This window comes from Streptomyces polygonati, assembly GCF_042650325.1.
GTDB classification, from domain to species: domain Bacteria; phylum Actinomycetota; class Actinomycetes; order Streptomycetales; family Streptomycetaceae; genus Actinacidiphila; species Actinacidiphila polygonati.
Window position 1 is genome coordinate 616,299 of record NZ_JBHSBB010000010.1, and the last position, 12,928, is coordinate 629,226.

At 73.5% G+C, this 12,928-nt stretch carries 11 protein-coding genes; 4 read left to right on the plus strand and 7 right to left on the minus strand.

The annotated features are described in order from the left end of the window. Positions 1–117: 117 nt before the first annotated feature. Both ACFO3J_RS15420 and ACFO3J_RS15425 read right to left on the minus strand, forming a co-directional pair. Complete coding sequence (locus ACFO3J_RS15420) at positions 118–615, minus strand: DUF3017 domain-containing protein (RefSeq protein ID WP_386429953.1); 498 nt, start codon at positions 613–615, stop codon at positions 118–120. After that, positions 605–1,510 (minus strand): bifunctional methylenetetrahydrofolate dehydrogenase/methenyltetrahydrofolate cyclohydrolase, encoded by a 906-nt coding sequence (locus ACFO3J_RS15425; protein WP_386429954.1) that lies wholly within the window; start codon positions 1,508–1,510, stop codon positions 605–607. Before ACFO3J_RS15425 ends, ACFO3J_RS15420 begins: the two co-directional genes overlap by 11 nt. 190 nt (positions 1,511–1,700) lie before the next feature. Here ACFO3J_RS15425 and ACFO3J_RS15430 point away from each other — a divergent pair, with 190 nt between their 5' ends. Next, entirely contained in the window at positions 1,701–2,465 is a 765-nt protein-coding gene (locus tag ACFO3J_RS15430) for an RDD family protein (protein WP_386429955.1), read from the plus strand. 525 nt (positions 2,466–2,990) lie between these two features. Here ACFO3J_RS15430 and purH read toward each other — a convergent pair. Both purH and purN read right to left on the minus strand, forming a co-directional pair. After that, positions 2,991–4,589 (minus strand): bifunctional phosphoribosylaminoimidazolecarboxamide formyltransferase/IMP cyclohydrolase, encoded by a 1,599-nt coding sequence (gene purH / locus ACFO3J_RS15435; protein ID WP_386429956.1) that lies wholly within the window; start codon positions 4,587–4,589, stop codon positions 2,991–2,993. Beyond that, positions 4,586–5,209: a phosphoribosylglycinamide formyltransferase gene (gene purN, locus ACFO3J_RS15440; protein WP_386429957.1), complete on the minus strand. Its 624-nt coding sequence runs from the start codon at positions 5,207–5,209 to the stop codon at positions 4,586–4,588. The genes purH and purN overlap by 4 nt, the downstream gene beginning before the upstream one ends. Before the next feature lie 372 nt (positions 5,210–5,581). On the opposite strand from purN, the gene ACFO3J_RS15445 reads away from it, so the two are divergent. Then, positions 5,582–6,481, plus strand: coding sequence for a hypothetical protein (locus ACFO3J_RS15445; protein WP_386429958.1), 900 nt, complete (start codon positions 5,582–5,584; stop codon positions 6,479–6,481). A gap of 137 nt (positions 6,482–6,618) precedes the next feature. Continuing rightward, on the plus strand, positions 6,619–7,416 hold the full coding sequence (locus ACFO3J_RS15450; protein ID WP_386429959.1) for a ferritin-like domain-containing protein: 798 nt from the start codon (positions 6,619–6,621) through the stop codon (positions 7,414–7,416). A gap of 446 nt (positions 7,417–7,862) precedes the next feature. On the opposite strand, the gene ACFO3J_RS15455 is transcribed toward ACFO3J_RS15450, so the two are convergent. Further along, positions 7,863–9,302 carry a cell division protein PerM gene (locus ACFO3J_RS15455; protein WP_386429960.1) on the minus strand — a complete coding sequence of 480 codons (1,440 nt, stop codon included), beginning with the start codon at positions 9,300–9,302 and terminating at the stop codon, positions 7,863–7,865. A gap of 152 nt (positions 9,303–9,454) precedes the next feature. Between ACFO3J_RS15455 and ACFO3J_RS15460 the strand changes: the two genes are divergently transcribed. Continuing rightward, the gene (locus ACFO3J_RS15460; RefSeq protein ID WP_386429961.1) at positions 9,455–10,609 is read left to right on the plus strand and encodes a sigma factor-like helix-turn-helix DNA-binding protein; all 1,155 of its coding nucleotides are present in this window, start codon (positions 9,455–9,457) and stop codon (positions 10,607–10,609) included. A gap of 41 nt (positions 10,610–10,650) precedes the next feature. Here the strand turns inward: ACFO3J_RS15460 and sucD are convergent, their stop codons facing one another. Together sucD and sucC are read right to left on the minus strand one after the other, a co-directional pair. After that, positions 10,651–11,535, minus strand: coding sequence for a succinate--CoA ligase subunit alpha (gene sucD / locus ACFO3J_RS15465; protein WP_386429962.1), 885 nt, complete (start codon positions 11,533–11,535; stop codon positions 10,651–10,653). A 22-nt stretch (positions 11,536–11,557) separates the two neighbouring features. After that, on the minus strand, positions 11,558–12,730 hold the full coding sequence (sucC, locus tag ACFO3J_RS15470; protein WP_386429963.1) for an ADP-forming succinate--CoA ligase subunit beta: 1,173 nt from the start codon (positions 12,728–12,730) through the stop codon (positions 11,558–11,560). Between the last annotated feature and the right edge of the window lie 198 nt (positions 12,731–12,928).

Consider the following 12,928-nt stretch of genomic DNA (forward strand, 5'->3'; position numbering starts at 1 on the left):
TCTGCCGGGCCAACGCTAGAACGCCCGTGCTCCGCGGGGAGGATTTTCCGGACTCCCGGCCACGGGGAGTATCCGGCCTGCTATAGGGAGTGACCGCAATTGCACTTCACCGGTCCGCTACCGGACCGAGAAGTGGATGATGTCCTCCAGGAACGGGATCCGGATCAACGGGTCGGGCTGTGCCATCAGCGCGAGCAGCACTATGGCCGTGCCCAGCGCGCCGTAGGTGATCACGTCCGTGAAGCGGCTGCGGACCGCGAGCATGCCGACCCGGGCCAGCCCCCAGCGCAGTACCGCGCCGAGCAGCAGCGAGCAGCCGATCAGCAGCGTGCCGGCCCGGAAGGCGTCGGTGGCGGTGACGAGCAGGCCTATCGCGACCCCCGCGATGACCAGCAGGATCGGCCACTGCCTGGCCGGCGCCGGGGCGTCCCCGCCGGCCGCCGCCCCGCCGCCCTCGGGGCGCGGGGTGCTGGTGGTGATGGCGGGCCGGCCGCCCGGTTCACGGTGCTCGCGCGGCTCGCGCGGGTCACGGGCGTGCCGCCGGACGGGCTCGGCCGTGTGCTGGGCCGCTTCCAGGTCGGGGGACGGGTTCGGCCCGACCGCCTCAGCCGACACGGTCCGCCGCCTGTTCCGCGTCCGCCTGCCCGAGCGCCGCCGCCGCTTCGATCCCCTCGGCCGCCGCCACCACGTTGAGCAGCAGCATCGCCCGCGTCATCGGCCCGACCCCGCCCGGGTTCGGCGACAGCCAGCCCGCCACCTCGGAAACCCCCGGGTGGACATCGCCGACGATCTTGCCGTTCTCGTCCCGGCTGACGCCCACGTCGAGCACCGCGGCGCCCCGCTTGACGTCCTCCGGCTTGATGATGTGCGGCACACCGGCCCCGGCCACGATGATGTCCGCCTGCCTGAGCTGCGCCGACAGGTCCCGGGTGCCGGTGTGGCACAGGGTCACCGTGGCGTTCTCCGACTTACGGGTCAGCAGCAGGCCGATCGACCGCCCGACGGTGATGCCGCGCCCGACCACCACCACATGCGCGCCGTTGATGTCCACGTCGTGCCGCCGCAGCAGTTCCACGATGCCGTTGGGGGTGCAGGGCAGCGGCCCCGGCTCGTTCAGCACCAAACGGCCCAGGCTCATCGGGTGCAGGCCGTCCGCGTCCTTGGCCGGGTCCATCAGCTCCAGCACCCGGTTGGTGTCGATGCCCTTGGGCAGCGGCAGCTGGACGATGTAGCCGGTGCAGTCGGGGTTCTCGTTCAGCTCGCGGACCACCGCCTCGATCTCGGCCTGGGTCGCGGTGTCCGGCAGCTCGCGCTGGATGGAGGCGATGCCCACCTGCGCGCAGTCGCGGTGCTTGCCGGCCACGTACCACTTGCTGCCCGGGTCGTCACCGACCAGGAGGGTGCCGAGGCCGGGGGTGACCCCGCGGGCCTTGAGGGCCGCGACGCGGCCGGTCAGCTCGGACTTGATCGCTGCGGAGGTGGCCTTGCCATCGAGAATCTGGGCGGTCATGCCCCTATCCTCGCGGATCGGGCCCGCGACCGACCAATCAGCCCGGGGACCGGACAACTTTGCCCCCTGAGCGACCGCCTTTGTCCCTTGCGCGGCGATGCTCCCGGGTCGGACGATGTCCCGCGGCCAGTGGGATATTCACTCGCCCGTTCGCACCTTTCCGTCCCCGTGCCCGCTTAAGGAAAAGCCCGTGAGTCAGCCCCCCGATCCCAGCAGTCCCTACGGTGAGCCGCAGCCGAAGGACCAGCCGCAGCCGCAGGCGCAGCCGCCGTCGCAGGAGCCCTACGGCGGCGGGCAGCCGTACGGCGCTCCGCAGCAGCCGTATCCGTATCCCTATCCGCCGCAGCCGGGGGCGTACGGCCAGCCGCCGCAGCAGCCCTACGGGTATCCGCCGGCCGGCTACCAGCAGCCGCCGCCCCCGTACGGATACGGTTACGCGCCCGGTCCTGGGGTGCCGCTGCCCGGGATGCCGCCGCTGGCGAGCTGGGGCGCCCGGCTGGGCGCCTTCCTCCTGGACTGGCTGATGTTCTTCCTGATCCCGCAGGGCCTGGCGGGGGCCGGCTACATACGAATAATCCTCGCGTCCAACGACCGCCTCAACACCTGCGACGACCAGGGCATCCCCAGCGACCGCTGCTCGCTCCCGCACCCGCCGACCGGCTCGATCATCCTGATCCTCCTCGGCGGGGTCCTCGCTCTCGGCGCGGTCTTCTTCATCGCCTACCGCGAGGGCTCGACCGGCCAGAGCCCCGGCAAGCGCATCGTCGGCATCCGCCTCCTGAAGGAATACGACGGCGCCACCCTCGGCTTCGGCCTCGCCTTCGGCCGCCGCCTCCTGCACATTCTGGACAATCTGGCGTGCTACATCGGGTGGTTGTGGCCGCTGTGGGACCCGAAGCGGCAGACTTTCGCGGACAAGGTGCTGCACACGGTCGTGATCAAGGACCAGACCTAGGCGGCAACTGCCCGCGCGGTTCCCGCGCCCCTGGGGGCGGTTGCGGTCCGTCGTCGACCACCCCTGACCCGGTGGCTGATCGCGCAGTTCCCCGCGCCCCTGGTAAGGCACCCCGCGCCGCCGAGGGGCGGTTGCGGTGCGTCGTCGACCACCGCTGAGCCGGTGGCTGGTCGCGCAGTTCCCCGCGCCCCTTCGGGGCACGACCTCGCCACCCGCCAGCCAACGGTGCCCCACAGTGCGGTGCCTTACCGCCGACGTTGCCCAACAGGGGCGCGGGGAACTGCGCGCGCAACCACGACGCCGCCGCAGACGGGCGACGACCCCGAGGGGCAGAACCCGCCCCGCAAGGGGCGCGGGGAACTGCGCGACCAGCCCGCCGCGACCCGCACCGGACGACCCCGCCCAGGAGCGCACACACTCACCCGGGCAGGGGCCCGCCCCGCAAGGGGCGCGGGGAACTGCGCGCGGAACCGCGACGGCGCCGCAGACGGCCAACGGCCCCCCGGGGCAAAGCCCCCACCGGGGTCAGTGGAAGAAGTGGCGCGTCCCGGTCAGATACATCGTGACCCCCGCCTCCGTCGCGGCAGCGACAACCGCCTCGTCGCGGATCGACCCCCCCGGCTGGACCACCGCCTTGATCCCCGCCGCGGTGAGCACCTCCAACCCGTCCGGGAAGGGAAAGAACGCGTCGGAGGCCGCGTAGGCCCCGGCCGCCCGCTCCGCCCCGGCCCGCTCCACCGCGAGCTTCGCGGAGTCCACCCGGTTGACCTGCCCCATGCCGACCCCGACCGTCGCCCCGTCCTTGGCCAGCAGAATCGCGTTGGACTTGACCGCGCGGCAGGCCCGCCACGCGAACGCGAGGTCGGCCAGTTCCGCCGCCGACAGCGCCTCACCGGTCGCGAGCGTCCAGGTCGACGGGTCGTCGCCGTCCGCCTGGAGGCGGTCCTTGACCTGGACCAGCGCGCCGCCCTCGATCGGGCGGTACTCGGTGGTCGCGGCCGGCCCGGCCGCACACCGCAGCACCCGGATGTTCTTCTTGCGGGCCAGCACCTCGACCGCGCCGTCCTCGTAGGCCGGCGCGACGATCACCTCGGTGAAGATCTCCGCGACCTGCTCGGCCATCGCCACCGACACCGGCCGGTTCACCGCGATGACCCCGCCGAACGCGGACAGCGGATCGCACGCGTGCGCCTTGCGGTGCGCGTCGGCGACATCCGTACCGAGCGCGATCCCGCACGGGTTGGCGTGCTTGATGATCGCCACGCAGATCCCGTCGTGGTCGTACGCCGCCCGGCGCGCCGCCTCGGTGTCCACGTAGTTGTTGTAGGACATCTCCTTGCCGTGCAGCTGCTCCGCCCCGGCCAGCCCCAGCCCGCTGCCGTCGATGTAGAGCGCCGCGCCCTGGTGCGGGTTCTCGCCGTAGCGCAGGGTGTTCTGGCGCCGGTAGGTCACACCGGTGAAGTCGGGGAATTCGCTCTCCGCGTCGGCGGCGTAGCCCTCGGCGAACCACGAGGCCACGGTCACGTCGTACGCCGCGGTGTGCTGGAAAGCCTCGGCGGCCAGCCGCTTGCGGGTCCTGAGGTCGAAGCCGCCCTCGGCGACGGCGGCCAGTACGTCCGGGTAGCGGTCCGGGCTGGTGACGACCGCGACCGAGGGGTGGTTCTTGGCGGCGGCACGCACCATCGAGGGGCCGCCGATGTCGATCTGCTCCACGCACTCGTCGTCGCTCGCGCCCGAGGCGACCGTCTCGCGGAAGGGGTAGAGATTCACCACGACCAGCTCGAACGGCTCGATGCCGAGGTCGGCGAGCTGCCGGCGGTGGTCGTCCAGCCGCAGGTCGGCGAGGATGCCGGCGTGCACCCGCGGGTGCAGCGTCTTGACCCGGCCGTCGAGGCACTCCGGGAAGCCGGTCAGTTCCTCGACCTTGGTGACGGGCAGGCCGGCCGCGGCGATCCGCCCGGCCGTACTCCCGGTGGAGACCAGCTCCACGCCCGCGTCGTGCAGACCGCGGGCCAGCTCCTCCAGACCGGTCTTGTCGAAGACGCTGACCAGCGCGCGGCGGATGGGCCGCTTGCCCTCCGACCCGTCCGACCCGTTCGTACCGTTGGTGACGTCGGCGCTCATGCCGGAACCCGTACCTTTCGTCCTTCGATGCGGTAGCCGTCGCGTGACAGCCGCCCTACTACGTCGACGAGCAGTTGTCGCTCGACTTCCTTGATGCGCTCGTGGAGCGCTTCCTCCGTGTCGTCCGGCCGGACCTCGACCACACCCTGGGCGATGACCGGGCCGGTGTCGACGCCGTCGTCGACGAAGTGGACGGTGCAGCCGGTCACCTTGGCGCCGTACGCGAGGGCGTCGCGCACGCCGTGCGCGCCCGGGAAACTGGGCAGCAGCGCCGGGTGCGTATTGATGAAACGTCCCCCGAATCGGGCCAGGAATGCCGGGCCAACGATCTTCATATAACCGGCGGAGACCACGAGATCGGGGTCGTACCCGGCGGTGGCCTCGGCGAGCGCCCGGTCCCAGGCGGCGCGGTCCGGGTGGTCCTTCAGCTTCACCACGAAGGTGGGCAGGCCCGCCCGCTCGGCCCGCTCCAGGCCGGCGATGCCGTCGCGGTCGGCGCCGACCGCGACGATCCTCGCGCCGTAGGCGGGATCGGCGTCGATGGCGTCGAGCAGTGCCTGGAGATTCGTACCGGAACCGGAGACGAGGACGACGAGGCGGGCGGGGGTGCGGGCGGCCACTGGCGGAGGCTCTCTCAGTCTCTGGCTCGGTCGGTTCAGGGGCGGGGTTCACGGTCGGTTCACGGGCGGGTCCGCGGCGGGTTCACGCCGGGTTCTCCGTCGGTACGGAACACCCGGCGGGAGGAAGGTGGTGCCCGGACCGTTTTGGGAGGATCGTACGAGGCGGGAGCCGCTCGGATTCCAGGGAACCCTACGAGGCCGCCGACCGTCAGCAACGATACCGGCACACCGGACGGCCCCCGCGGGACGGGGGAGCGCGCGGGCGGTAGCGTCTGCCGGGAGACGAATGGCGCGTGCACCTGTTCCATCGGTCGCACCCGCCACCGGACACAGGCGACAGCCGGATACATCAGAGGAGCCGAGCCCAAGGGGATGGCGCATCACATCATGAGCAGCGGCCGTAATCACATCGTGCTGCGCGCGCCTGAGGGCGATCAGCGGGACAACCCGTTCGCGCCGCCTCCCAACGGTGCACCGGACCGCCCGTGGCAGCCACGCGGGCCGGAGGACTCCGGCTCGGCGCCGGGCGGTCACCAGGACGGTCAGGGGAGCCAGGGCGGCCAGGGTGAGGGTCAGGGCAGCGGTCAAGGCCACGAGGGTCACGGCCACGACGGCCACGGCAAGGACGGCCACAGCGGTCACGACCACAGCCCGGGTCCCTGGGCGCACGGCGGCCCGCCGGACCGGGGGACGCCGCCGCCCCCGCCGCAGTGGGGCAGCCAGTGGAGCAGCCGGCAGCCGCAGTCCGGGCGACCGGACCCGTTCGCGCGCCGCCCCGAGGGCGGTCCGACCGGTCCTCAGGGCCGGGCGCCGAAGTTCGATCCCACCGACCCGGCGCACCGCCGGTCCCGTTACGCGCTGGTGTGCGGCTGCTGGGGCCTGATCTTCGCGCTGCTCGGCTGGACGACGGTGGCCCTGCTGCTCGGCGCGCTCGCCCTCTACTGGGGCATCAGCGCGCTGCGGATGTCCCCCGAGGAGCGGGCCAAGGCCCGTACGGCGGCGGCTTCGGCGCTGGCCGACGCCGCCCAGTCCCCCCGCCCGGCGCCGCCCGCCCCGGGCCCGGACGCCCAGCGGTCGTTCCTGACCGCGGCGTGGACCGGGATCGTGACCAGCGCGGTCACGCTGGCGATCGTGGCCGCGACCTTCGGCTTCCAGCTGGCCTATCGCGACTACTACACCTGCCGGTCCGACGCGCTGACCCACCCGGCGACGGTCGCCTGCCAGAAGCTGCTGCCGGGGCCGTTCCGCAGTCTGCCGGCCTTCCGGGACTGAGCGGCGGCCGCGCCGCGACCGGACGGGGCCCGGCCGGGGCCAAGCCAGCCGTCCCCGGGTTGCGGGCCGCTTCTGCCCGGTTTTGACTCGTGATGGCACAGGTTGTGCCCGCGGTCACCGGCGGAAGGAGCCACGCCATGCTGTCGGCGCGGAGTTTGTTCACGGAGATCCTGGAGAACGACGAGGCGTTCGCGCTCTTCTGCTCGATCGCGGCCAGCGGTGAGGCGCAGGGCGGTTGGGAGAACGGCCGGATCTCGGCGCTGGTGCCCGCCTCGCAGCGGGAGATGGCGCCGAAGATCGCCCGGCACGGGGCGGACGAGGAGAAGCACGGGCGGATCTTCCTGGCGCTGATCCGCAAGCGCGACCTCGATACGGTGCCGGTGCCGCCCGACACGGACTACACGATGCTGCTGGAGGCGGCGGGCATCGGGCTCACCCACGCGCGGCTGCGGCGGGACCAGCCGCTCAGCGAGCTCGACATCGTCACGTATCTGGCCCACAGCAGGGTGACGGAACAGCGGGCGTCCGAGCAGATGCGGCTGCTGCTGAAGCACTTCGGTGACCACACCGAGCTGGGCCGGGCGGTCCGGGCGATCTCCCGCGACGAGGACAACCATCTGGCCTACTGCCACGAGGAACTCCTCCGCCTGGCCCGGGCCGGCCACGCCCGCACCATCCACCGCATCCTCCGCGAGTGCGCGATCGCGGAGATCCGCACCTACCGGGACGTCAGCCTCGCGGTCATGTCCCACATGTCCCGCATCCTCGGCTGGCCCCCCATCAAGATCGCCACCCTCCGCGCCGCCATCCGCGCGACCTACGCCTACGAACGCGCCACCGGCTGGCGCCGCATGGTCACCCTCACCCTCCCCACCGACAACCTCAACGCCCTGGGCGACCCGACGCCTCCGGCGGTGGCTTCGGCAACTCCCTGAGCCTCCGCGTCCCACGGCCGACCGGGGGTGAGGGGCGCCGCCCCTCAGGGCCGCCCGCGGCAGCCACCCGCCCGGGGCGGGCGGGTGACTGCCGCCACCGACGAGCAGCGGGGGGCAGCCCCGGACCCCGCCGCGGCGGCGAGACGTCCGGCGGTGCGGACCGGCGGCGCTCACCCGGCCGGGACCCCCGCCCCCCGCCGGGCCTCGACGCACACACCCACCGCCCACCAACAACGGGGCCCAGCCCCAGATCCCCGCCGCAGCGGCGGGACGTCCGACGGCGCGGACCGGCGGCGCCCCGCCGCCCGCGACCGCCCCCCGCCCCCCGCCTGGCCCGGGGGGCCACACCCACCGCCGACGAACAGCGGGGGGCAGGGGGCGCAGCCCCAGATCCTCGCCGCAGCGGGAGGGCGTCCGGCGTGCGGGCCGGTGGGGGCGGGCTGGTGTCAGGGGGCGCTGGGGCCCGGGTCGGGCGGGAAGGTGGGGAGGCGGGGTGGGTTCGGCCAGGGGAGGGGGTCGGGGAGAGGGGGGAGCGGGGTTTCGGGGGCGGGGGGATCGGGCGGAGTGGGGGTCGAAGGCACGTGGGGCGCGGAGGCGGAGTCCGGGACCCGCGCCGGAGGCGAGGGTGCGGGCCAGCGGGTGAGGAGGGCGGTGGGGAGGGCGATCGCCAGGGTCCAGGCGGCGCCCGCCGAGCCGGTGAGGAACCAGGTGGGGCCGAAGGCGGACAGGCGGAAAGTGCCGAGGGCGCCGCCCGACCAGGTGGCGAGGACGGCGAGGGCGAGGCCGAGGAGGAGGGCCGCGGCCGCCGTGGTGCGGGCCGTACGGGCCGGGCGCCAGCCGCGATGGCCGACCCACCATCCCGCGACGCCCGCGGCAGCGAAGGGCAGCGCCAGGGCCGCCCGCCCGGGCCAGCCGCCCGCACCCTCGCCCGGCAGCGCCGCCAGCAGCGGGAAGCGCGGCAGCGTCCCGTAACCGTAGGCACCCGCCGGCCCCACCGAACTGCCCGCGCCGACCGTGAAGCCGGCTCCGAGCGCGTAACTCGCCCCCCACACCGCCAGATTCGGCACCAGCGCCACCGCGATCAGCAGGATCACGATCCGCCCCAGCACCGGCCCGCTGAGCTGCGGATACGTCGACCCGGACAAGCGCGCGTGCCACACCAGCGACGCCCCGCCGAGCAGCGCCCCGCCGCCGACGAGGACGCCCAGCGCGATCCCGGCGGCGCGCACGGCGGCGCCCAACTCCTCGACATGGGCGGGCCGCACCCGGGAGGGAATCCGCAGCCAGTCGGCCGGCGCCGGCCGCCCACTGCCCGCCCACGCCCCGCAGCCGGCCGCCACCACCGCGAAGAGGGGCACGTACAGCACACTCGGCCCGGCCAGATGGACGCGTCCGCCCGTCGTGTAGGCGACCGCCAGCGCCGTCACCGAGAAGTACCCGGCGAGCACCCACCCGGCCACCGCCGCCGCCTCCGCCCGGCCCACCTTCCGGCCGTCCTCCGAAGAGACCGCCGACGACGTACCCCGGTAGAGCAGCCAGGCCGGCAGCGCGCTGAGCAGCAGCGGTGTCAGCGCGATCGGCGCCGGGGCACCGGCGAGCGTGTCGGTCCGGACGAGTTCGGCGCCCTGCGCCAGCAGCCACAGCCCGACGCCGATGTGCAGCGCGCCGCCGAAACCGCTGTCGGGGTAGGGGGAGGCGATCCAGAGCAGCAGCACGACCGCGGCCAGCAGCCCGAGCCCGAGGGCTGCGGCGGCCGCTCCCCCTGCGGCGGCCGGCAGGCGGGCCGCGGCCGGCCGGGCCGACAGCTGAACGCTCAGTGAGGTGGCCGGCGGGGCAGCGGCCGGGACCGGGGCCGGGACCAGTGCGGGGTCGGTGGTAGGCGTCACGGCACCCCATGGTGCCAAGAACCCCCCTTTTGCCCCGACAGCAGGCAAAAGACCGTCGTGTCGCCCACCATGTTCGCTATGTGTCATTTTTCCGGACGATGGGACGAACGGCGGTACGAGGCCCGCCCACCCGCGTCGGCGGGGACGGACCGGTGACGGCGCGGAAGAAGCGCGGCAAGGCACCCAGGGCCCGTGGCGGCCGTCCCTCGCGACCCGCCGAGCCGCCGCACGAGGCCCCGCCACCGCGCGCCACCGGCCGTAGCGCGTCCCCCGCCGGGCAGGACTCCCGGCCGGCGGCTGCGGACCCGCCCGCCGCCACCGGCCCGGAACGCGTACCCGCCCAGACGTACCACCCGGTGGCAGCCGCCATCCCGGCACCGGCCGCCCGGCCCGACTCCGGGCGGCAGCGCCCCCGTACCCCTGAAGCCGCGTTCGACGCCCTCTACCTCCACGCCGCCGGCCCGCTGCTGCGGCAGGTCGAACTGCTCACCGGGGTCCCGCCCTTCGCCCGCCACGTCGTCACCCATGCCTTCGGCCTGGCCTGGCAGCGCTGGCCCGAAGTGGCCCGGGACAGCGACCCGGTGGGGTGGGTGCGGGCGGCCGCGTACGACTACGCGCTGGCGCCCTGGCAGTGCTGGGCACTGGACCGCCGGCTGCGCCTCCGCGTCCCCGGCTGCCCGCAGAACACCGAGCCGCGCTTCGACCCGCAACTCGGCCCGCGACTCGGCCCGCAGCTTCCGCCCGGCCGCCAGGACCCGCTGGAGGCGGCCCTGCTGGAGCTTCCGCCCGTCCACCGCAGGGCTTTGCTGCTGCACGACGGGCTGGGGCTCGGCCTGCGGGAGACGGCGGCGGAGATCGAGGCCAGCACCCTCGCGACGGCCGCCCGGATCGCCCGGGCCCGGGAGGCGCTGGCCGAGGCGGTACTGGAGCCGGAGCTGGAGCCGGGACCACCGGAGGCACTGTCCGCGCGGCTGGGCGCACTGCTGCGGAGGGACGGCGACACCCCGGAGCCCCCGGACCGGCCCGAAGCCGTACGCGCCGCCGGGGAGCACGGCGTACGGCTGCGAACGGTCGGCGCCCTCACGCTGACCGGCCTGATCGCGGCGGTGACCACCCTGACCATCGCGCTCGCCCCCGCGCACGGCCCGCGCGCCGCCACCGTCGACCCCGTCAACCCCGTCCATTCAGTCCACTCGGTCCGCCCCGTGCACGCCGATGTGCCGGCCGCCGGCAAGCCGATCAGGGACCGCGCACCCGCCACGGCGCCGGGCGGCGGCACACAGCGGCGCGGGCCCGCCCCCCGCTGAGGGGACGGGCCCGCGCCGTCGGAGCTGTGACCGCCGGGGTGTCAGCCCGCCAGGATCGCCCGGGCCAGGCGTGCCGTCTCGGACGGCGTCTTGCCGACCTTGACGCCCGCCGCCTCCAGGGCCTCCTTCTTGGCCTGCGCGGTGCCGGAGGAGCCGGAGACGATGGCGCCGGCGTGGCCCATCGTCTTGCCCTCGGGCGCGGTGAAGCCCGCGACATAGCCGACGACCGGCTTCGTCACGTTCTTCTCGATGAACGCCGCCGCCCGCTCCTCCGCGTCGCCGCCGATCTCACCGATCATCACGATCAGGTCGGTGTCGGGGTCGGCCTCGAAGGCCGCCAGCGCGTCGATGTGGGTGGTGCCGATGATCGGGTCGCCGCCGATGCCGACCGCGGTGGAGAAACCGAGGTCCCGCAGCTCGTACATCATCTGGTACGTCAGCGTGCCGGACTTCGAGACCAGGCCGATACGGCCGGGCTGGGTGATGTCACCGGGGATGATGCCCGCGTTGGACTGGCCGGGAGTGATCAGGCCGGGGCAGTTGGGGCCGATGATCCGGGTCTTGTTGCCCTTGGCCTGGGCGAGCGCCCAGAACGCGGCGCTGTCGTGGACCGCGACACCCTCGGTGATGACGACCGCGAGCGGGATCTCGGCCTCGATGGCCTCGACCACCGCGTCCTTGGTGAACTTCTCCGGGACGAAGATCACGGTCACGTCGGCGCCGGTGGCCTCGATGGCCTCCTTGACGCTGCCGAAGACCGGGACGTCGCCCTGCTCGAAGGTGACCGTGGTGCCGGCCTTGCGCGGGTTGACGCCGCCGACGATGTTGGTGCCGTCGGCGAGCATCAGCGTGGTGTGCTTCATGCCGGTGGCGCCGGTCATGCCCTGGACGATGACCTTGCTGTCCTTGGTCAGGAAGATAGCCATGGTTGTCTTCTGTCCTCGTCCCTTACTTCGCAGCCAGCTCGGCGGCCTTGTCGGCCGCACCGTCCATGGTGTCCACGCGCTGCACCAGCGGGTGGTTGGCGTCGGACAGGATCTTGCGACCCAGCTCCGCGTTGTTGCCGTCGAGGCGCACGACCAGCGGCTTGGTGACGTCCTCGCCCCGGGAGGTGAGCAGCGCCAGGGCCTGCACGATGCCGTTGGCGACCTCGTCGCAGGCGGTGATGCCGCCGAAGACGTTGACGAAGACGGACTTGACGTCCGGGTCGCCGAGGATGATCTCCAGGCCGTTGGCCATCACCTCGGCGGAGGCGCCGCCGCCGATGTCCAGGAAGTTGGCGGGCTTGACGCCGCCGTGGGCCTCGCCGGCGTACGCGACGACGTCCAGGGTGCTCATCACCAGGCCCGCGCCGTTGCCGATAATGCCGACCTCGCCGTCGAGCTTGACGTAGTTGAGGCCCTTGGCCTTGGCCTTCGCCTCCAGCGGGTTGGCGGCGGCCTTGTCCTCCAGCGCCTCGTGCCCGGGCTGCCGGAAGGCCGCGTTCTCGTCCAGCGAGACCTTGCCGTCCAGCGCGACGATCTTGCCGTCGCCGGTCTTGACCAGCGGGTTGACCTCGACCAGCAGGGCGTCTTCCTTGACGAAGACGGTCCACAGCTGCTGCAGCACCGCTGCCACCTGGTCGGCAATCTCGGCCGGGAACTTCGCGGCGGCGACGATCTCGGCGGCCTTCTCCGCGGTCACGCCCTCCAGCGAGTCGACCGGGACCTTGGCCAGCGCGTCGGGGTTCTCCTCGGCGACGACCTCGATCTCCACACCGCCCTGGACGGAGGCCATGGCGAGGAAGGTGCGGTTGGTGCGGTCGAGGAGGAAGGAGACGTAGTACTCCTCCTTGATGTCCGCGGTCTCGGCGAGCATCACCTTGTGGACCGTGTGGCCCTTGATGTCCATGCCGAGGATGGCGTCGGCCTTGGCCACCGCGTCGGCCGGGTCGGCGGCCAGCTTCACACCGCCGGCCTTGCCGCGGCCGCCCACCTTGACCTGCGCCTTGACGACCGCACGGCCGCCGAGTCGCTCCGCCACGGCGCGCGCCGCCTCAGGCGTGTCGATGACTTCACCGGCCAGCACCGGTACACCGTGCTTGGCGAAGAGGTCCCTCGCCTGGTACTCGAACAGGTCCACGCGCGTCCGTCTCCCTTTTCCCTGGATTTCCCGAGGATTCAGCTGTGCGCAGGCCGCTGCCGCCATCGCTGTGCAGCGCGGCCAGCGTGCTCTGCCTGATCTGCCTGATGCCTGATCTGCCTGGGCGTGCCGCTACGGGCAGGGCGACTGCACTGTCACAAGGGAAGCGCACACGGTGACCGAGTACGCGGCATGTCC